At 67.8% G+C, this 20,200-nt stretch carries 18 protein-coding genes; 11 read left to right on the top strand and 7 right to left on the bottom strand.

The genetic code is table 11. From position 1 onward, the window contains the following. Nucleotides 1–148: 148 nt before the first annotated feature. Both MFF26_RS16070 and MFF26_RS16065 read right to left on the bottom strand, forming a co-directional pair. The gene (locus MFF26_RS16070; protein WP_137827236.1) at nt 149–1,618 is read right to left on the bottom strand and encodes a L,D-transpeptidase family protein; all 1,470 of its coding nucleotides are present in this window, start codon (nt 1,616–1,618) and stop codon (nt 149–151) included. 506 nt (nt 1,619–2,124) lie between these two features. Further along, nucleotides 2,125–3,087, bottom strand: coding sequence for an acetyl-CoA carboxylase carboxyltransferase subunit alpha (locus MFF26_RS16065; RefSeq protein WP_137827237.1), 963 nt, complete (start codon nt 3,085–3,087; stop codon nt 2,125–2,127). 193 nt (nt 3,088–3,280) lie between these two features. Here MFF26_RS16065 and MFF26_RS16060 point away from each other — a divergent pair, with 193 nt between their 5' ends. Next, the gene (locus MFF26_RS16060; protein ID WP_137827238.1) at nt 3,281–4,066 is read left to right on the top strand and encodes a 3-hydroxybutyrate dehydrogenase; all 786 of its coding nucleotides are present in this window, start codon (nt 3,281–3,283) and stop codon (nt 4,064–4,066) included. A gap of 51 nt (nt 4,067–4,117) precedes the next feature. On the opposite strand, the gene MFF26_RS16055 is transcribed toward MFF26_RS16060, so the two are convergent. Further along, a complete protein-coding gene (locus MFF26_RS16055) occupies nt 4,118–4,474 on the bottom strand; it encodes a CsbD family protein (RefSeq protein ID WP_137827239.1) in 357 nt (118 codons plus the stop codon). A gap of 145 nt (nt 4,475–4,619) precedes the next feature. After that, on the bottom strand, nt 4,620–6,029 hold the full coding sequence (locus MFF26_RS16050) for a malonyl-CoA decarboxylase (RefSeq protein WP_137827240.1): 1,410 nt from the start codon (nt 6,027–6,029) through the stop codon (nt 4,620–4,622). A 376-nt stretch (nt 6,030–6,405) separates the two neighbouring features. Between MFF26_RS16050 and MFF26_RS16045 the strand changes: the two genes are divergently transcribed. The 3 genes from MFF26_RS16045 to MFF26_RS16035 are packed head-to-tail and all read left to right on the top strand — an operon-like array spanning nt 6,406 to nt 8,950. After that, nucleotides 6,406–7,719 (top strand): TadE/TadG family type IV pilus assembly protein, encoded by a 1,314-nt coding sequence (locus MFF26_RS16045; RefSeq protein ID WP_281405152.1) that lies wholly within the window; start codon nt 6,406–6,408, stop codon nt 7,717–7,719. A 5-nt stretch (nt 7,720–7,724) separates the two neighbouring features. Then, nucleotides 7,725–8,321, top strand: a complete 597-nt coding sequence (locus MFF26_RS16040) for a TadE/TadG family type IV pilus assembly protein (protein ID WP_238308198.1) — start codon at nt 7,725–7,727, stop codon at nt 8,319–8,321. Beyond that, nucleotides 8,321–8,950 (top strand): TadE/TadG family type IV pilus assembly protein, encoded by a 630-nt coding sequence (locus MFF26_RS16035; protein ID WP_171015360.1) that lies wholly within the window; start codon nt 8,321–8,323, stop codon nt 8,948–8,950. Before MFF26_RS16040 ends, MFF26_RS16035 begins: the two co-directional genes overlap by 1 nt. Nucleotides 8,951–8,980: 30 nt before the next feature. Here the strand turns inward: MFF26_RS16035 and MFF26_RS16030 are convergent, their stop codons facing one another. Next, complete coding sequence (locus tag MFF26_RS16030; RefSeq protein WP_137827243.1) at nt 8,981–9,181, bottom strand: hypothetical protein; 201 nt, start codon at nt 9,179–9,181, stop codon at nt 8,981–8,983. 236 nt (nt 9,182–9,417) lie between these two features. Here MFF26_RS16030 and MFF26_RS16025 point away from each other — a divergent pair, with 236 nt between their 5' ends. After that, complete coding sequence (locus MFF26_RS16025) at nt 9,418–10,593, top strand: MFS transporter (protein ID WP_137827244.1); 1,176 nt, start codon at nt 9,418–9,420, stop codon at nt 10,591–10,593. 6 nt (nt 10,594–10,599) lie between these two features. Here MFF26_RS16025 and cobD read toward each other — a convergent pair whose 3' ends face one another. Then, nucleotides 10,600–11,595, bottom strand: a complete 996-nt coding sequence (gene cobD, locus MFF26_RS16020) for a threonine-phosphate decarboxylase CobD (RefSeq protein WP_238308204.1) — start codon at nt 11,593–11,595, stop codon at nt 10,600–10,602. 11 nt (nt 11,596–11,606) lie between these two features. Between cobD and cbiB the strand changes: the two genes are divergently transcribed. Then, complete coding sequence (gene cbiB / locus MFF26_RS16015; protein ID WP_137827245.1) at nt 11,607–12,602, top strand: adenosylcobinamide-phosphate synthase CbiB; 996 nt, start codon at nt 11,607–11,609, stop codon at nt 12,600–12,602. Between the two features lie 72 nt (nt 12,603–12,674). Then, nucleotides 12,675–13,769: a DUF3616 domain-containing protein gene (locus MFF26_RS16010; protein ID WP_137827246.1), complete on the top strand. Its 1,095-nt coding sequence runs from the start codon at nt 12,675–12,677 to the stop codon at nt 13,767–13,769. Here MFF26_RS16010 and MFF26_RS16005 read toward each other — a convergent pair. Beyond that, complete coding sequence (locus MFF26_RS16005; RefSeq protein ID WP_137827415.1) at nt 13,745–15,214, bottom strand: cobyric acid synthase; 1,470 nt, start codon at nt 15,212–15,214, stop codon at nt 13,745–13,747. The genes MFF26_RS16010 and MFF26_RS16005 overlap by 25 nt on opposite strands. 235 nt (nt 15,215–15,449) lie before the next feature. Between MFF26_RS16005 and ppk2 the strand changes: the two genes are divergently transcribed. From ppk2 to MFF26_RS15985, 4 genes are all read left to right on the top strand, one after another. After that, nucleotides 15,450–16,364, top strand: a complete 915-nt coding sequence (ppk2, locus tag MFF26_RS16000) for a polyphosphate kinase 2 (protein ID WP_137827247.1) — start codon at nt 15,450–15,452, stop codon at nt 16,362–16,364. 150 nt (nt 16,365–16,514) lie between these two features. Then, nucleotides 16,515–18,887, top strand: coding sequence for a ribonuclease R (gene rnr, locus MFF26_RS15995; RefSeq protein WP_137827248.1), 2,373 nt, complete (start codon nt 16,515–16,517; stop codon nt 18,885–18,887). 23 nt (nt 18,888–18,910) lie between these two features. Further along, on the top strand, nt 18,911–19,405 hold the full coding sequence (locus MFF26_RS15990; protein WP_137827249.1) for a DUF983 domain-containing protein: 495 nt from the start codon (nt 18,911–18,913) through the stop codon (nt 19,403–19,405). Next, nucleotides 19,356–20,126 carry an NUDIX hydrolase gene (locus MFF26_RS15985; RefSeq protein WP_137827250.1) on the top strand — a complete coding sequence of 257 codons (771 nt, stop codon included), beginning with the start codon at nt 19,356–19,358 and terminating at the stop codon, nt 20,124–20,126. The genes MFF26_RS15990 and MFF26_RS15985 overlap by 50 nt, the downstream gene beginning before the upstream one ends. Nucleotides 20,127–20,200 lie beyond the last annotated feature (74 nt).

Below are 20,200 nucleotides of genomic sequence, written 5' to 3'. Positions count from 1 at the left end.
TCGGCAATTGACCGTCTCACCCGCCGAGCGATTGCCCTTCCGCCCGACCAGAAGGAGGCGATGGGCCGTTCGGCCGAGGTCGTCGTTTTTCGCCTGGCCGCAACCTTCGCGGAAGGAGAGCCGCAGCGAAGCCTGCGGCCAAGATGGATCAGTTCTTGAGCGAGCCCGTCGTCGTCACCGATGCCTGGGGCTTCGTCGAAGGGGCCGCCTCTTTCGAGGATGCGGCGGGCTTCGGCTTCGCGTGCGGTGCCGGGGCGGCGGGCTTTCGCGTGGATGCCGCCGTCTCGGCAACTGCTGCAGTGGCAGCCGCTGCGACGACCGGAGCGGCCTCCTTACCCTTCTTGCCGGCCATATTGCCCATGAGCTTGTGATAGGCGCTGGTGTCCCCATCGGCATCGGCCACGGTGATGCGCGCCGGCTTGGACGCTCCGGCCTTGCCATCCTCCGTCTTGGACGGCGCGTGCACGGCGACGACGGTCGTCGGCTTCTCGCTCGCCTTGCGGGCGGCGGCGGCCTTGGTCGGTCCCGGCGCGTCGGCGGGGGCCGCGGCGACGAGGATCGGCTTGCCCTTGGCGTCGATCTCGATTTCCTGCGGGCCGAGCGCGAGGCTTTCCGGCCGGCTGATCTCACCGAGGTGATGCCGGCCGTAATCCTTGGCCGTGTAGGCCAGTTCCTTGTCCTTATCCTTGTCGGACTCGGTCAGGCTCGCGAAGGTGGTGGTCGGCGCAGGCTGAGGGCGGAAGACCGGGTTCTGGCCACCGTCCTCGTAGACCACGCGGGTCGCGGGCGTGCCCTTGGCGATCAGCTCCGCGACTTCGCGGTTGTCGCGGTCGCGCTTCTCGGCCACCAGCGGATCGACGCGCGGGGTGCAGTTGCCCGCCGCCACCTCGGCACCGCCGAAGACGTATTTCGTTCCGCAGGCGGCCACGCGGGGCTCGTCCTTGAGGGCCTCGAAGTAATCCGAACCCTCCTTGAGATTCTTCCAGAACGGCGCGTTGGGGTCGTTGCGGAACTTGGCGATGTTCGACGCCGTCATCCGGAACGGATAGGCCTGGAACTGGAAAGCCCGTTGCCCGCCGTTGAACGCCTCGCGGGCCAGGGCGTAGATCTCCGACATCGAGGCGTCGGTCATGGCGAAGCAGCCTGCCGACGAGCAGGTGCCGTGCACCATGATGTAATTGCCGGTGCCTCCCTTGGCCCGATCGACGGCGTTGGGATAGCCGACGTCGAAGGACAGGTAGTAGCTGGAGTTCGGGTTCATCTGACCCGGCGTGATCGTGTAGAAGCCTTCCGGCGCCTGCCGATCGCCCTGCTTGGTTTTGGGGCCGAGCTGGCCCGACCAGCGGCAGATCGGGAAGGTCTTCAGAAGCGCGTACTGGCCCGTGGCGGTTCGCTTCCAAACCTCCATCTCCGCCTCTTTCTTGAAGGCGCGGACCAGGATCGGGTCGCCCTGGCTCATGCCCTTGGTCTGCATGAGCGAGAGGGTCTGGGTCGGAATCGGCGTCAGGCTGCGGGTGGACGCGCCGCCGAGCATGGCGCTGTCGTTACAGCCGCCGAGAGAGATCGCGAGGGTCGTCGCCAGAACGGCGGCAGCCGCCGCCAACGGACGCACAGCCATGGGGAATCCGTCCTCGAATACATTCGTCCGCCGGACTTCAGCCCGTTCGCGGACGCCACTCCCCTAACCCATAGCTCGGGTAAACTTACCCAGGTGTTACCACAAGGCGGTGCCGCATTTGGTCGACGAGTGTTGCCCGGCGGTTACGGTTCCCTGGCAAATGACCCTCAAGGGCCCTGGAGGCACTTAAAGCGGTATCGCCGACGAAAATAACACGGCGAAGGCGGCCTCGACGCCCATCTAAGCACAGCGGCGTTCCGCATTCGGCGCTGGATCACTGGCTTCGTATGGAATCCATCGAGCCGTCGGGTGGCTTTGCGCACCTCGCGACCGATACGGCGTGTGGATCGCGGGGAAAGCTCAAACCGCGGACTCGTCGCGTGGACGCAGGAAGCCGTCCTCAGGACAGGCTCTCCGCGCACGACACAGGATAGCACGTGATCGTCTTCTGAGCGCGAAAGCGCGAAGCCCCGGATCTTCCGCCGCTCGATCAGCGGCGCGATGTTTCAGAGCTTGCGGCCGATTTCCAGGAACTTCTGGGCGCGCCGGTCACGGATCTCGTCGCGGCTGAGGCCGTCGAACTCGGCGAGGGCGCGGGACAGGGCGTCGCTCGTGGCGGAGAGCGCCGCCTGACGGTCGCGATGCGCGCCGCCGGTCGCCTCGGGGATCACGCCATCGATGATGCCGAGCCGCAGGAGGTCCTGGGCGGTGATCTTCATGGCGGTGGCGGCTTCGTGCGCCCGTCCTTGGTCCCGCCACAGGATCGAGGCGGCGCCTTCCGGCGAGATGACGCTATAGATCGCGTGCTCCAGCATCAGGACCGTGTTGGCAGTGGCGATGGCGATGGCGCCCCCCGACCCACCTTCACCGATGACGACCGCGACGTTCGGCACGCCGAGGGCGAGGCAGGCCTGTGTCGAGCGGGCGATGGCCTCCGCCTGCCCGCGCTCTTCCGCCTCGATGCCGGGGAAGGCGCCCGCAGTGTCGACGAAGGCGAGAACCGGCAGGCCGAAGCGGTCGGCGGTCTCCATCAGCCGCACCGCCTTGCGGTAGCCCTCGGGCCGGGCCATGCCGAAATTGTGGCGCAAACGCGCTTCGGTCGTGGCCCCCTTCTCCTGACCGAGCACCAGTACCGGCCGCCCCCGAAAGCGACCGAATCCGCCGATGATCGCCTCGTCCTCCCCGAAGCTGCGATCTCCGGCGAGGGGGGTGAATTCCTCGATCAACCCGGCGCAGTAATCGACGAAGTGCGGTCGCTGGGGATGGCGGGCCACCTGCGTCTTCTGCCAGGGGCTCAGCGTCGCGTAAATTTCCGCGAGCGCCTGGGCCGCCTTGGCCTCCAGGCGCCCGACCTCCTCGCTGATCGAGACGGCGCCGTCGCGCTGGCCGAGTGCCTTGAGCTCTTCGAGTTTCGCCTCGAGTTCGGCAACGGGCTTTTCGAAGTCGAGATAGGAGCGCGTCGCCGCCATCGAATGTCGGTCCAGTCCAATTCAGCTCTGCGGCCGCGCCCTGCGCGGTGGGGCGTGATGTCGGGAAAGCAGGCGCGGGTGTCAACCGCCGCCGACCGTCAGCGGCCGCCTACGCCCTAAAGTCGACTTCGTGTGCGCCTTGAGGCATGTCCGAGCCGACTGCCCGCGCGGCGTGCATCGGGAGGGACGATCCATGAGCCTCACAGGGAAAACCGCCGTCGTTACCGGCTCCACCAGCGGCATCGGGCTCGCGATCGCCCGCGCTTTCGCGAAGGAGGGGGCGAACGTCGTCCTCAACGGGTTCGGCAAGCCGGAGGAGATCGAGGCGGCGCGCACAGGGATCGAGACCGAGTTCGATGTGAAGGCGGCCTATTCACCGGCCGACCTGACGAAGCCCGACGCGATCGGCGGCCTGATCGCGCTCGCCACCGACACGTTCGGCAGCGTCGACATCCTCGTCAACAATGCCGGCGTCCAGTTCGTCTCGCCGATCGAGGAGTTTCCGCTGGAGAAGTGGGACCAGATCATCGCGCTCAATCTGTCCTCGGCGTTCCACACGATGCGGGCGGCGATCCCCCACATGAAGGCCAAGGGTTGGGGCCGCATCATCAACACGGCCTCGGCGCACTCGCTGGTCGCCTCGCCCTTCAAGTCGGCCTACGTGGCGGCCAAGCACGGGATCGCCGGTCTGACCAAGTCCGCGGCCCTCGAACTCGCCACCTTCGGCATCACGGTGAATTGCATCTCGCCGGGCTATGTCTGGACGCCTCTGGTCGAGAGCCAGATCCCCGACACGATGAAGGCGCGCGGGCTCACCAAGGAACAGGTGATCGAGGATGTGCTGCTGAAAGCGCAGCCGACGAAGGAATTCGTGACCGTCGATCAGGTCGCAGCCCTGGCGGTGTTTCTGTGCGGCGACGGTGCCAGCCAGATCACCGGCGCCAACCTCGCCATGGATGGCGGCTGGACGGCGCAGTAGCGCCGCCCTTCTTGCGCGACCGACGGGTCGACCCGCCGGTCGCAATTCCTATCAACGCCGCGAATGCAGCAGCAGGGCGAGGCCGTAACCGACCGCGCCGGCGATCAGCAGGGCCACGAACGGGTTCTCGCCCACTTGGCTCTGAACGCGCTCGCGCCCGTCGCGCAGATAGGTGCCGCCGTTGCGGGCGACGCGGTCATAGGCGTCGCTGGCATAGTCGCCGACATCGTCGGCCACATCGCGCACGGTGTCCTTGGCCTGCCCGTAGAGACGCTGCGCCCGGCCCTCGGCCTCGCGGTAGCGCCCTTCCACGGAATCCCGGTCGGAGCCGACGGCATCGCCGACCGCTCCCTGTGCGCGTCCGCCGAGATCCTTGGCGGCCCCGACGATGCGATCCGTGTCAACCATGGTGCAACTCCTCGTGCTTCACGGGTCCGCCGCCGCGCGAGCGGACGGACCGGCATCGGAGAGGAGAACGTTCGGGGACAGGATCGGTCCCGCGTTGCAACGTAAAAAGGCACGGATTGCCGGAAGGATGAGCTGTTGGACCGCCCTACCCCGCCTCCGCCAGCACCACGGCCCGCGGCGGCGGGAGGTTCGAGCGTAGCTCGCGGCTGACCGCCGAGGACGCCGCCACGGTGCCGAGATTGGCGTAGGTCTCGTGGTTCTTCTCGATCGCCGAGAGGTCGTAGAGGTAGTTGACCATCAGCCCGTAGGATTGGCGCATCCCCTTGCCCGAGACGTCGCCGAGGAAGTTCATCCGCTCCAACCTTGCCCCGTTGCCGAGATGGAACCGGGCGACCGGATCGAGCGGCCGTCCGCGCTCGTTCTTGGCGCGCAGGAAATAGGCCGCGGCCGCCGGAAGCATTGCCCGGCGCACCGCCTCGCAGGTCGCCTTGTCATTGCGCCAAGCGTCGCCGTCGAGCAGGCGCAGGGTCTCGACATCCTCCCGCGTCAGCCCCTGCGGCGCATCGGCCCGCCGCTCGCGGTCGAGCCACGTGCGGAAGCCCGGAACCGGCGAGAGAGTCACGAACGTCTTGAGCGAGGGGATCTCGCGGGCCAAATCCTCGACGACCTGCTTGATCAGGAAGTTGCCGAAGGTGACGCCGGCCAATCCCTTCTGGCAGTTCGAGATCGAGTAGAAGATCGCGGTCGTCGCCAGGCGCGCGGGCACCGACTCCCGCTCGTGGGCGAGGATCGGTTGGATCGCCGGCGCAATGCCGGACGTCAGTGCCACCTCGACGAAGATCAGGGGCTCGTCGAGCAAGGCGGGGTGGAAGAAGGCGAAGCAGCGCCGGTCCGGCGGCTCGATGCGGCGGCGCAGTTCGTCCCAGTCGGCAATCTCGTGCACCGCCTCGTAGCGGATGATTTTCTCCAGGATGTCGGCGGGCGTTGACCAGTCGATGGGCCGCAGCACGAGGAAGCCGCGGTTGAACCACGAGGCGAACAGGTGTTCGAAATCGCTGTCGAGACTGTCCGCGGCATCGCGCTGGTCGGGTGAGGCATCCCGGTCCTTGAGGCGCTTGCGCAGCACGAACAGATCCTCGCGCATCCGGACCAACGCCAGCGTGCCGCCGCGGGCGAGGTTCAGGCGCCGGATCAGTTCCTGAGAACGCGGCTCGGCGGCCTCATGCAACACGCCGAGCCGGGCCCGGCTCGGTTCGTCGCGATAGGCCGCGATCGCTTCCTCCACCGCCGCATGGTCGGCGCCGAATTCCGCGGCGACGAGTTCGAGAAAGGCGAGCCGCTCGTCTTCGGGCAGCAGGGCGTAGCGATCGAGAATGAGCCGCGCCAGCGCCACGCCCGAAGCTTCACCGCGCCGAGAGATCAGATCCTCGCACAATTTGGCGAGGTCAGCCGCGCTCGCGGCGCGGGCAAGGTCGCTGCGGCCGAAACTGATGAGGTCGCGACCGCGATCGCTGATGGTCTGGATGAGATCGCCGAGAAACGAGATCGCCGCCATGACCGACAGGCCCCTGCAAGCCCGGCCGGCGCCCCGGACGGGCGGCCAAGCCTCGTTCCAAAGTAGGGCCATGCCGAGCCGTGCGCCAGCGCCGACATGGGATCGACCCACACAAGACCACGGCGAAGCGCCGAATCGAGAGATGCCAAAGGCTCCCCTGTGGACAACGGCCGCTTTCTCAGGAAGCGGCAAAAGCCGGTATGGTTGTATCGATGCGTATCGAGCTCCGATTGCCACGTAGGATCACGGTAAACGTCGAGGAATCGACAGTAAAATCTTAGGGATGCCCCCGATTCCTGACTGACGACTTAAGCATTTTTCAATTGACCGAGATTACTTGGGGCGCAACCAGTTGCTCCAATCCGCTGTGGCTCAGATGCTTAATTTTAAAAGAATCGCGCGGTTTACCCAAGACGACCGGGGGTCTATTCCAATTTTGCTCGCAGTCATGATGCTGCCGATGGCCGGTGTCGTCGGCGGCGCGGTCGATTACGGGCATGCCGTCGCGGAGCGGACCCGCATCAACACGGCGATGGACGGCGCCGTGCTCGTGGCGGCCAAGGCAGCGCAGGATGCCGACAGCGCCGGCAAGTCGGACGCCGAAGTGCGCAGTGCGGCCGAGAAGGCGGGCGCCGACTATTTCAGTGCCATGAAGAACTTGCCCACCGGCACCGTCGGAAAGATCGAGGTCAAGCTCACCGACCGTGTCGCCAGCATCGGGGCGACCTATACCTCGTCGATGCCGACCACCATGCTGGGGGTGCTTGGATTCAAGTCGCTGCCGATCAGCGGAAACGCGTCGGCGAGCGTGAACCTGTCGCCCCTCGTGGATATCTACCTGCTCATCGACGTCTCGGGATCCATGGCGATCGGTGCGACCAGCGATGATATCGCCAAGCTTCAGAAGCGTTTTGGCTGTGCCTTCGCCTGCCACGATAACGAGCCGGTGACGGACACGGTCACCACCGGCACCGGCCGCAACCAGAAGACCACCAAAGTCACTTACGCCGATTCTTTCGACTGGGCGCAGAAAAATAACGTCACCTTGCGCATCAACGAGATTAACAAGGGCATCACCGACTTCGTCAATGATCTGATGCAGCAGACCGCGGCCAGCAAGCGGCTGCGCATCTCGGTCCACTCGTTCAGTAATGACCTGACACAGATCGTGCCGTTGACGTCCGTGTTGAGCAATGCCCTGACCTCGCTCCCCAAGAGCCCGAACTCGTCGAGCGAGTACGAGGGTGCGACCCACTTCTCCGATGTCATGCCGGCCTTCGCCAAGGTCATCGGCACGCCGGGCGATGGAAGTTCCTCTCCGCGGAAGCTGGTCATCATCGCAACCGATGGCGTGCAGGATCCCAACCGGACTTGGACCTGGAACACGCCGCTGCGCGCCGAGGTCCGGCCCTTCGCGCCGAGCGACTGCCGCAAGCTCGATCCGAACGTGTCGATCGGCGTGCTCTACGCCCCCTATATCGACCTGTCGCCGGACTGGGGCTACCTCGCGACCTTGGGCCAGCCCAGCCAGATCGGAGGCAAAGGTACGCGCTTCGACGACATCGTGCCTCAACTCAAAGCCTGCGCGAGCGCGCCCACCATGTACGTCAATGCCGCGACCACGGCATCGGTCGGCGACGCGTTCAAGGCGATCTACAACAGCTACAAGGTCGTGAGGTTGTCGAAGTGAGCCCGTTGCGCACGCCACGCGCGGGCCTCGCGCACCGTTTCGTCGAAGATGAGAGCGGCGCTTACGTCATCGAATTTGCCTTTTTCGGCTCTCTCTTCGTCGCTGTGATCCTCATTTTGTTCCAGTACGCGTTCGTGCACCTCGCGCGCCAGAATCTGGACGCTTCGCTTCAAGTCGCGACGCGCGCCCTGCTGACCGGATCGTTCCAGAGCTCAAACGGAGCGACGCTCACCCCCGAAAAAACCTTACAGAACATGCGCGCCTTGATGTGCGGCGGAAGCAACGCACCGGTGGTGTTTTTCAGTTGCGATAACTTGAAGGTCGACGTGCAGGTCTCCACGACCAGCTTCGATACGAATGCTTGGAGTGATTCCGCGGTCGATTCGAAGAGCGGAGGATGGTCGAAGAGTTTCGGTCAGAACTATCAATGTCCCGGCTCGCAGAGCATTGCCATCGTGCGTGCTGCGGTAAAGCTGCCGCTGATCGCTCCTCTTTTCCTGCAAATCGGAATGAGAAATTTCAGCGATGGTGCGGTGCTGCTGCAATCGGCCTCGGTCTTTCGGGTCGAGCCGTACGACAAGAGCCTGACCGGAGGTTGCTGATGCGTCGCGTCGTACCTGCCCCCCGCTTGCGGCGCTTCACTGACGACGAATCCGGCGTCGCGACGATCGAGTTCGTGATCCTCTTTCCGATCCTATTGATGCTGATCTACGGCGTCGCCGAATACGTGAATGTCACCGATCACCGGAATAAGGTCAGCAAACTCGCCCGTACCCTGGCGGATCTGACCTCGCAGAACAGCACGCAGCAGATCACGCCCGCCACGATGAATGACAACCTGCGGGCGGCCAGACCTGTCCTGGCCCCATTCGACGCGTCGCTTGCGACGATTCAGATCTCCGCAATCGGCGTCAACGCCAACAATGCGACCTTCGTCTGCTCGACTTGGCCGACGAGCGGTGGCAGCCGCACCGTTGGCAAGGCAGCCGGCCTCGACGTGCCGACCAATTTCCAGAGGAGTGGCGCGCGCTATATCCTCTCCGAAGTCAAGATGAGCTATCAGCCGCTGTTCGCCACGATTCTCGGGCGCTTGATGAAGACTGTGAATTTCAATTTCAACTGGTCGGAAACCGTCGCTTGGCCCGTTCGCGGTGGGCAGAGCTTGGGAACGGGGCTCGATTCCGAAGTCATTCTGCCCAATGGTAAGGAATGCAACGCGAAGGCGACCTGACGTCGTCAGCTCCATGACGGCTCGCCGGCCTCACCCGCCCGATCGCTCGTCGGCGAGTGCGACGATGTCGGCGCGCTCGCGCCAATCCGTGATGCCGTGCGAGCGGGCGAAGCGGATCTCGGCGGCGCGCAACGCCCGACCGGGATCACGGGCCCGAACGATATCGACATGGCCCACGGTGAACGGAACGCCGAAAATCTCCTTCGCGAACTGAATGCGGTAGCTCGACATGCACGGCTCCATCGTGTCGTGATCGTGTCGCGCGCCTGCCCCGGATCAGTCAGTCGTTTCTCCCGAATCGACTGACACCGAGTGCCCTGCGCACGAAGTCACCGCTGTACCGGTGCTTGCCTGAACGCCGGACGAAGCAACGCGACTCGAAACATATAGGCAACATCACAATCCATGCCAGCGTGGCCATGGGAGAGGCTGGCGCGTGGCCTTGCGTTCGGCGTAGACCGCCGGCCATGCAAACCAGCACGCGCGACCTTTCCCGGCCGACCCGGATCGGGCTGACCCTGATCGCCGGCGGGGCGGTGGCGACCATCTACTACAATCAGCCGCTGCTGGCGGTGCTGGTCGCCGAGTTCGGCGAGCGGGCCGCTCTGCTTGTCCCGACGGCGAGCCTCGTCGGCTACGGGCTCGGCATCCTGTTCCTAGTCCCGCTCGGGGATGCGCTGGCACGCCGCGACCTCATCGTTCGCCAACTCCTCGGGCTCGCCGTCGCTCTCGTGGTTGCGGGCCTCGCCCCGAACCTCCCGGTGCTGACGCTCGCGAGCTTCGCCATCGGCGTCCTCGCCTGTGCCGCGCAGCAGGCGGTGCCCTTCGCGGCCGAACTCGCCCCCGACGAGAGCCGGGGCCGCATCGTCGGCGGGGTCATGACGGGTTTGTTGTCCGGCATTCTGCTGGCCAGGACCGCGAGCGGCCTCGTCGGCGCCCATTTCGGGTGGCGCAGCGTGTTCCTCGCAGCGGCCGTGGTCTCGGTCGCCCTCGCGATCCTCGCCCAGCGCACCCTGCCGCGGATCGTGCCGCGCCAGAAGCTGCGCTACCGCGCGCTGATGCTTTCCCTCGTCCATCTGGTGCGGACGCAGCCGGTCCTGCGCATGGCCAGCCTGACCCAGGCATTGCTGTTCGCGAGCTTCAACGCGTTCTGGGCCACCCTGGCGCTCCTCGTCGAGGCGCCACCCTTCGGCCTTACCTCCGCCGGAGCCGGCTTGTTCGGCGTAATCGGCGTGGCGGGAGCGCTGATCGCGCCGCATTCCGGCCGCTACAGCGACCGGCGCGGCGCTCGGCCCGTCGTCATCGCCGGCAGCGTGTTCGTGGTGGCGGCCTTTGCCGTGCTCGCCTATGCCGGGCAGACCTCGCTTCTCGCCATCGCCATCGGCGTGCTCCTCATCGATATCGGCCTCAACGGCGCATTGATCGCCAATCAGACTCGCGCCTACGCCCTCGTGCCCGGCGCGCGCGGTCGCATCAACACGGTGCTGTTCACGGCGATCTTCGTCGGCGGTGCGATCGGGGCCTTCTGCGGGTCGAGGGCCTTCCTCCATGCCGGCTGGCTGGGTGTCTGCGCCGTGGGTGGGGTTTGCGCCCTGGCGGCGCTCGGTGTCGCGCTGCTCGACCGGTCCAGAACCGTCAGCTGAGCCGACTCATCTGAGAACGCGGGAGAGCCGGCACCACGCGGTCTTGTCCGGCGGCAACCCGAAGCGAAGTTGATCCGGCCGTTCGGGAAAACGTCGGACATAGAGCCCCGCCTCGCCCAGGCGGCGGAACAGGCCGGGCGCATCGTCGAAGGCGGCGGTGCGGAACAGCCGCGTTCCCCCGATGATCCGCCCGCCCGCACGATGGATCATGCGGTCGAGACGCGCCGCATCCCGGCCCCGCGCCTCGGCGGCGTCCCGGCGCCATGCTTCGTCGGCCAGGGCCGCGCAGCCCGCCGCGATGGCCGGGCCCGAGACCGCCCAGGGGCCGAGGGCCGCCTCCAGCCGACGCACCAGGGCGGGTTCGGCCAGGGCGAAGCCGAGCCGGAGTCCGGCGAGCCCGTAGGTCTTGCCGAACGAGCGCAGGATCACGAGGCCGGGACCGGGCGCGGCCTGTTCCGCGTCCTCGAGATCGACGAATGCCTGATCGAGCACGGCGAGTCCGCCCGACGCCACCGCCCGTCGCAGCGCCCGCGAATCGACGACCCGTCCATCCGGATTGTTCGGACTGACCGCGACCACGACCGTCGCGTCGGCCGCACCGGCCAGATCGGGTACGGCCTCGACCGTGTGGCCGCCCCGCGCCCAGGCGGCGGCATGCTCGGCATAGGTCGGGCCGATCACCGCGACGCGGCTCCACGGCACGAGGCGCGGCAAGGTCTCGATCAGGATCTGCGTGCCGGGTGCCGCCGCGACATGGTCCGGGCTCGGCGCGCCGTAGGCGGCTGCGGCGATGCGCTTCAGGCCTGCGAGGTCGTCGGGGGATGGCAGGCGGTGAAGGGTGCTGGCTTCGAAGGGCGGCAGCGGGTAGGGCACCGGATTGATGCCGGTCGAGAGGTCGATCCACGGCTCGGGCGCATCCGGAAACGACCGGCGCGCCGCGCCGAGATCGCCGCCATGCGGGATCGCCTCCGCCTCGTCCGCCACGCCGTCTCCCCTACCGATCCGCACCGACGATGTCCTGGAACGCCCTGACTCATCCGCCCGACGCTCTCGCCATCCTCGCGCTCGCGCTGGCGATCGAGGCGGTCTGCGGCTACCCGGATCGCCTCTACAGGGCGCTCGGTCACCCTGTCACCTGGATCGGGACGCTGATCGCCCGGCTCGAGGCAGGGCTGAACCGCGGCGCGTTCGCGGCGCGCCGCCGCGCCGGCGTGCTGGCCCTTGTTCTACTGCTGACGACGGTGGCCACGATCACGCTCGCGGTCAGCGTCCTTGCCGGCTTCGCGGGGGAAATCGTCGGCATCCTGATTCTGGCCTGTCTGGCAGCGAGCCTGCCGGCGCAGCGCAGCCTCTTCGTCCACGTGGCGCGTGTCGCCGCCGCCCTTCGGCACGAGGGGGTGGTGGGCGGCCGGCGCGCCGTCGCGATGATCGTGGGCCGCGATCCCGACAGCCTCGATGAGGCCGCCGTGTGCCGGGCCGCGATCGAGAGCCTGGCGGAGAACTTCTCCGACGGCGTCGTCGCTCCGGCCTTCTGGATCGGCGCCGGGGGGCTGACGGGCGGGGCGCTGTACAAGGCAATCAACACCGCCGACAGCATGATCGGCCATCGCACCCCGCGCCACGAGGCCTTCGGCTGGGCGTCCGCCCGGCTCGACGACCTCGTCAATCTCCCGGCCTCCCGCCTGACGGCGCTGCTCCTGATCGCCGCCGCGGCCCTCGATCGGGACGCCTCCGCCGCCGGTGCGTGGCGGGCTTTGCGCCGCGATGCGCGGCGCCATCGCTCGCCCAATGCCGGCTGGCCCGAGGCCGCCATGGCCGGGGCGCTGGGTCTGCGGCTCGCCGGGCCGCGGGTCTACGGCGCGACCCGCGTCGAGGATGCCTGGATGGGCGATGGCCGGGCCGAGGCCGGACCCGCCGATATCGACCGGGCGCTGCGGCTCTACCGCCGGGCTTGCGGGCTGATGTTCGCGGGTATCGTCGCGGCCGTGGGCATCGCTTTCGGATTGTGAGGGAAGCCTGGCCGCGTTGACAGGTTGCCCGTCCTCCCCCGACACTTCGCTCAAGCCGATCGGACCAGCCCGTTGCATTCGCTTCCCTGCCTTGCGACCCTTCTGTCCGCCCTCCTCGCGGTGACGCCGACCATGGCCTCCGAGCCGATCCTGCAGCCCGATCCCGAGCGCTACGAACTCGTCGACGACCTCTGGGCGCCGGGGCGTGACGAGGCGGGACGGAAGAACGTCGCGGAGGACATCAGCGGCATCGCCTGCATCGATCTGGGCGGCGGCCAGCGGCGCTGCCTGCTCGTCAACGACGAGGGCGGCAAGGCGCAGTTCGTGGCGATCGAGGGCAACCGCATCGCACCGAAGAAGCGGGTCGATCTCATCGGCGAAGGCCCGAACCCGGAGACGCTCGGCCGCCAGCCGAAGGGGCCGGGTTGTCCGGATGCCCGGCAGAAGTTCAAGGAACTCGACGGCGAGGGTGTCGCCTATGCCGCGCCCTACTTTTACGTCACCGGCTCGCATGGCTGCGGACGGCGTTCGCAGGCCTTCACCCTCTCGGCGATGCTGCTCGCCCGTCTCCGTGTGACCGCGGAGGGCAAGCCGGATGTGGGCGAGGGTGAGGCGCCGGAGGCGGCGGTCGAGACCACGTGGCGGTTGGGGGATGCCTTGGCGCGGGCACCGATCGTCGGCGACCATTTCCTGAAGGATCTGACCACCGCGAACGGCCTCAACATCGAGGGCCTCGCCGTCATCGGTCCCGATCTCTACGCCGGTCTGCGGGCGCCTTCGCTCAGAGGGAAGGCGTTTCTCGTGGTGGTGCCCGTCGATGTTCTCTTCGCGGCGGGCCATGAACATTATACCGGCACGCCGCGGGTGATCCCGATTGAGGTCGGCGAGGGGGCGGGCATCCGCGATCTGACGGTGATGCCCGACGGGCATCTGCTTGTCCTGACCGGCCCGGCGCAGTTCCAGGACGTGCCTTATCGCCTGTTCCGCTTCGATCCGAAGGGCACGGACGGCCCGGTCGCCCTGGGACGCCTCGCGCCGCTCGATGAATCCGAGAGCCGCGGCAAGCCCGAGGCGATCACGCTCGTCGGGCCGGATCGCGTGCTCGTCTTCTTCGACAGCCTGAAGAATGGCGCGCCGCGGCGCTACACCGTGCCCGGTCTGCGCTGAGGGTCCGCCAGGGCGAGCAGCCGGTCGCAGTCGAGATGCGCTTCGAGATGGTCCGCGAAACGGTCGAGCACCGTTTCGATCCCGGTCTCGTAACTGTCCAACGATGGGGGCGCACCCAACCGTGCAAGCCAAGCGGCGCGCTGGCGGTCGTCGGAGAACAAGCCGTGCACGTAGGTGCCGGCCACGAGCCCGTCGGCCGAGACCGCCCCGTCCGGCCGCCCATCGGCGAAGCGCAGCAGGGGCTTTCGGGTGTCGGGGCCAGTCGTGTCGCCGACATGCATCTCGTAGCCTGAGAAGGGCAATCCATCGCGAGAGGTCGCGCCCGTCACGGCGATGAGGCGCTTCTCGCCCCGCATCACCGTCTCGATGTCGAGGAGGCCCAGGCCGGGGAGCGTGCGGGGGGCGCCCTCGACGCCGTCGGGATCGGCGATGGTGCGGCCGAGCATCTGGTAGCCGCCGCACAGCCCGAGCACCGGCCGCCCACGGCGGACATGGGCGCGGATGTCGATGTCCCAGCCCTGGGCCTGGACGAAGGCGAAGTCGTCGATGGTGGTCTTGGAGCCGGGCAGGACGATCAGCGCGGCGTCCGCCGGGATCGGTGAGCCCGGTCGCACGAAGGTGACCGTCACCCCCGGCTCCTGCCGCAACGGGTCGAGATCATCGAAATTGGCGATGTGCGGCAGGACCGGGACCGCCACCAGGGGAACGCCCGCCGCCCGATGTGCATCGGGCGCGTCCAAAGCCAGCGCGTCCTCCGGCGGCAGGCGAGCGGCGTCGGGAAAGAACGGGACGAGGCCCAGAGGTGCCCAGCCCGTCCGCTCGGCGATCAGCGCCATGCCATCGGAGAACAGGCTCGGATCGCCGCGGAAGCGATTGACGATAAAGCCCCGGATCATCGCCGCGTCGTCGGCATCGATCACCGCCTGCGTGCCGACGAGGCTGGCGATGACCCCGCCGCGGTCGATATCGCCGACGAGCACCACCGGCGTCCCGGTCGCGCGGGAGAAGCCCATATTGGCGATGTCGCCCCGGCGCAGGTTCACCTCCGCCGGCGAGCCGGCGCCCTCGACCAGAACGAGGTCGGCTTCCGCGGACAGGCGTTCGAAGCTGTCGAGCACCGAGGCCATCAGGCGGGGCTTCCACGATTGATATTCGCTGGCCTTGGCGGTGCCGATCATTCGCCCCTGCACCACCACCTGGGAGCCGACATCGCTCTGGGGTTTCAGGAGCACCGGGTTCATGTGGACCGAGGGCGGCACGCGAGCCGCGCGGGCCTGCAGCGCCTGGGCGCGGCCGATCTCGCCACCATCGGCGGTGACGGCGGCGTTGTTCGACATGTTCTGCGGCTTGAACGGACGCACGGAGAGCCCTCGACGTGTGAAGGCGCGCGCCAAGCCGGCGACCAGCAGTGATTTACCGACATCGGAGCCGGTGCCCTGGATCATCAGCGCGCGGGTCACAATGCGGGCCTCGTCGGGATCGGTCGGCGGTTCGGCATGCGCTCCGCATGGCACCGCGCGGGCGCGCGGTCGAGGGCTCCATGGTCCGCTTGCCTGTCGCGCCGCGTCGCGTGCGCCAAACGTCGACAGATCGAAGGGGCAAATCCGGCTTCGCCGGCCTGTCATACGAGGGTGGTCTAAGCAGCGGGACGAACGACCCTTTTAGGCGAAGACTTCGACGATGAGCCAGGACGGCAGCCGCTTCGGCGACGCGGAACTCGAAGCGATCCGCCGCGAGATCGCCGACAGCTACGACGAGGAATGGGAGCTGGAACTCGACGAGGCACGCCTCGACCGGCTCGGAGAAGAGGCCGTCGGCGTCGGCCTTGATCGGCGAACCTATTTCCGCGAGCTGCTGCGCCTCCAGCACGAGCTGATCCGCCTTCAGGACTGGGTGAAGACCGAAGGTCTGCGCATCGTCGTCCTGTTCGAGGGGCGTGATTCGGCCGGCAAGGGCGGCGCCATCAAGCGCATCACCCAGCGGCTCAATCCCCGCATCTGTCGCGTTGCGGCGCTGCCGGCGCCGAGCGAGCGCGAGCGGACGCAATGGTACTTCCAGCGCTACGTCGCCCACCTCCCCGCCGCCGGCGAGTTCGTGCTGTTCGACCGCTCCTGGTACAACCGTGCCGGGGTCGAGCGCGTGATGGGCTTCTGCTCCGAAGCCGAGGTGGAGGAGTTCTTCCGCTCCGTCCCCGAATTCGAGCGCATGCTGGTGCGCTCCGGTATCGTGCTGGTGAAGTACTGGTTCTCGATCACCGATGCCGAGCAGGCCATGCGTTTCCGCATGCGCATTCACGACCCGCTCAAGCAATGGAAGCTCTCGCCGATGGACGTCGAGTCGCGACGTCGTTGGGAGGATTACACCCGCGCCAAGGAGGATATGCTGGCCCGCACCCATATCCCCGAGGCGCCGTGGTGGGTGGTCGAGGCAGTGGACAAGAAGCGGGCGCGGCTCAACTGCATCAGCCACCTGCTCAATCAGGTTCCCTATGGAACGGTGGAGCATCCGCCCGTGGTCCTGCCGGATCGGGTGCGCCATGCAGACTATTTGCGACATCCGGTGCCGCCGGACATGTTCGTGCCTGCGCGGTATTGAGCCGGGTTAAACTGTTGGCGGGATGGTGCCGGACGTTGTGGCGGGGCGCGGAAGGGCCCATGTTGGGTAGACATCACGGTTCCGAACCGTTCTCTTTCCTTCACAGTGACCGCGCCGCCTTCCTAAACAGGCGCCGCGGCGGACCTTTCCTTGGCCAAACGCATCGACCCGCAGGGCAAGCGCCCTTCCCTCCCTAGCCGCGAGCAGATCCTCGCCTTCGTCGCGGAATCGCCCGGCCCCGCCGGCAAGCGCGAGATCGCCAAGGCGTTCGGCATCAAGGGAGCCGACAAGATCGGTTTGAAGGCGATCCTCAAGGAGATCGAGGGCGACGGTAGCCTGGAGCGCAAGCGCGGAGGTTTTCGCGAGGGCGGTCGCCTGCCCGATGTCGTCGTCGCCGACATTTCCGCCCGCGACCGCGATGGCGATCTGGTCGCCCGGCCGGCCCAGTGGGAGGGCGAGGGCGAAGCACCCAAGATCGTCGTCGAGATGCCGCGGGCGGATCGCAGGGGCAATCGCCCGGCGCCCGGCCTCGGCGACCGCGCTCTGATCCGTGTCACGCCCGACGGGGAAGCGCCGGGCCGTTATACCGGCCGCATCATCAAGGTGATCGGCAAGAACCGCGCGGAGATCGTCGGCATCTATCGCGCCGGGCGCGACGGCGGACGGATCCTACCGGTCGACAAGAAGTCGCAAGGGAAGGAGATCGCGATCCCGCCCGGCGAGGAGGGCGAGGCGCGCGACGGCGATCTCGTCAGCGTCGCGGTGGAGCGCGAGACCCGCTTCGGCCTGCCCCGCGGCCGGGTGCGCGAGCGGCTCGGTGCGCTCGGCTCCGAGAAGGCCGTGAGCCTCATCGCGCTCCACGTCCACAACATCCCCCACGTCTTTCCGGAGGCCGTGCTCGCGGAGGCCGATGCGGCCAAGCGTGCGACGAAGCGGGGGCGCGAGGATTGGCGCGAGGCGCCGCTCATCACGATCGATCCGCCCGACGCCAAGGACCACGACGACGCCGTGATGGCTGAGCCGGATCCCGATCCGGCCAATGCGGGCGGTTTCCTCGTCACCGTCGCCATCGCCGACGTGGCCGCCTACGTTCGACCGGGCTCGGCCCTCGACCGCGAGGCGCTGCTCCGGGGCAACTCGGTCTATTTCCCGGACCGCGTCGTGCCGATGCTGCCCGAGCGCATCTCCAACGACCTCTGTTCCCTGCGGGAGGGCGAGGACCGCCCGGCGATCGCCGTCCGCATGGTCATCGGCGCCGATGGGGTGAAGCGCACGCACAGCTTCCACCGCATCCTGATGCGCTCGCACGCCAAGCTCGCCTACGCTCAGGCCCAGGCTGCCATCGACGGACGGCCCGACGAGACGAGCGGGCCGATCCTGGAATCGGCGCTCCGCCCGCTCTACGCGGCCTACGAGGCGATGAAGCGGGCGCGCGACGCCCGCGGGCCGCTCTTCCTCGATCTCCCCGAACGCAAGGTGCTGCTGACACCGGAGGGCGGCGTCGATCGGGTGATCGTGCCGGAGCGCCTGGAAGCGCATCGCCTCATCGAAGAGTTCATGATCCAGGCCAATGTCGCCGCCGCTGAGACCCTGGAGGCGGCGAATTCTCCGCTGATCTATCGCGTCCACGACGAGCCGGCCCTGGAGAAGATGCGGGCGCTCTCGGAAGTGCTCGCCTCCATCGGCATCAAGATCACCAAGGCCGGGGCGCTCAGGGCCTCGCTGTTCAATCGCATCCTCGCCCAGGTGGCGGAGAGCGAGCACGCCATCTTCGTCAACGAGGTGGTGTTGCGCTCCCAGGCGCAGGCCGTCTACGCCGCGCAGAATCTCGGCCATTTCGGGCTCAATCTCCGCCGCTACGCGCATTTCACCTCGCCGATCCGGCGCTACGCCGACCTGATCGTTCACCGTGCCCTGGTGCGGGCCTGCAAGCTCGGCACCGACGGGCTGCCCTCCGACGTGACGCCGGGCACGCTCGACGCGGTGGCCGAGCAGATCTCGGGCGCCGAGCGCCGGGCCATGGCGGCCGAGCGGGAAACCATCGACCGGCTCATCGCCGGCTACCTCGCCGACCGGGTCGGGGCGACCTTCGAGGGACGCATCTCCGGCGTGACCCGCGCCGGCCTGTTCGTGAAACTGTCCGAGACCGGAGCCGACGGCTTCGTGCCCGCCGCCACCATCGGCGCCGATTTCTACCGCCATGACGAGACCCTGCACGCCCTCGTCGGCGACCGCACCGGCGAGACGTATCGCTTGGGTGATCCGGTCGAGGTCCGGCTCGTGGAGGCCGCGGCGGTCGCGGGCGCGCTGCGCTTTGAGATCCTGTCGGAGGGGCGGAGCCGGTCCGGCCAGAAGGGCGGCGGACGCCGACCGGGCGCGGCGACCAGGGCCGGGAAGCCGACATTCGGAAAAGCGAAGATCGAGAAGGCGAAATCCGCGAAATCCCGGCCCGGCCGGGCCTCGACGAAGCCTCCGTCGACGGATGGCGACGGATCGCGGCGTCATCGCGGCTCGCGCCGCTGAGGCGGAGCGGGTAGGATCGGGCCATGGACATCCAGGCATTTCCCCCGCCGGACGCGGCGGCCGCGACGCGCACGCGGTTGATCCCGGCCATGGCTCGCGGTTTCCTCAACCGCTGCCCGCATTGCGGCAAGGGCCGCCTGTTCGGCCGCTTCCTGAAGGTCAGGCCCGAATGCGAAGCCTGCGGCCTCGCCATGGCGGAGCACCGGGCCGACGACCTGCCGCCCTATCTCGTCATCTTCCTCGTTGGGCATCTCGTCGGCTACCTCGTGTTGGAGGTCGAGATGGGCTACGACGTGCCGCTCTGGCTGTCGCTCACCGTCTGGCCGCTGCTCACCCTCGTCCTGGCGCTCGGGTTGCTCCAGCCGGTGAAGGGGGCGGTGATCGGCCTGCAATACGCGTTCGGCATGCATGGGTTCAGCATGGCACCGCCTGCCCGAGACGGGCTCGGCGCAGGGGAGAGGCGCGGCGGTGAGGCAGGAACCCGAACAGGCGGCGCCCCCGGCCTCGGAAACGCCTGAGATCCCCTCCCCGGCACCGGTCGTTCCGGCCAAGGCGGTGGCGCTTCGTCCCCGCGATGCGGCAACGCTGATCGTCCTCGACCGGTCCCGCAAGGCCCTGCGCGTTCTCATGGGCAAGCGCAACGCGCGCCTCGCCTTTATGGGCGGCAAGTTCGTCTTTCCGGGGGGGCGGATCGAGCAGTCCGACCGGCAGATGCCGGTGGCGGGCGCCCTCTCGCAACGCGCCGACGACGCCCTGCGCGCCAAGCTTCCCCGCGCGCCCCATCACCTCGGCCGCTCGCTCGCCCTCGCGGCGATCCGCGAGACCTATGAAGAGACCGGCCTCCTCATCGGGACGCGCGATTACGGCCCGCCGGAAGCCGTTCCGGAAGGCGCGTGGCAGGCCTTCGCCGAGGACGGCGTGATGCCCGATCTCGAAGCGCTCCATCTCGTGGCCCGGGCGATCACGCCGCCGAAGCGGCCGCGCCGGTTCGATACCCGCTTCTTCGTCGTCGATCGCCGAAGCGTCGCCGCCGAGCGGACCGGGATCGTCGGTCCCGAGGCCGAACTCACCGAACTGGCCTGGGTTACCCTCGATGATGCGCGCAAGCTGGATCTGCCGCGCATCACCCGCATCGTTCTCGATGACCTCGAGGCCGCCGCCTCGGCCGGTTTCCCGCCGTATCGACCGATCCCGTTCTACTTCGAGCGCCATGGCAAAAGCCTGCGCGAGGATATCTAGACGCTCAGTCGCCCGTGTTGAGACGGGTGGCTGCTTCGGCGATAGGGTGATCATCGTTGGATATTAGGGTACGC

Source organism: Methylorubrum suomiense (assembly GCF_022179765.1).
GTDB classification, from domain to species: Bacteria; Pseudomonadota; Alphaproteobacteria; order Rhizobiales; family Beijerinckiaceae; genus Methylobacterium; species Methylobacterium suomiense.
This window is presented reverse-complemented; position numbering and strand designations above follow the sequence as displayed.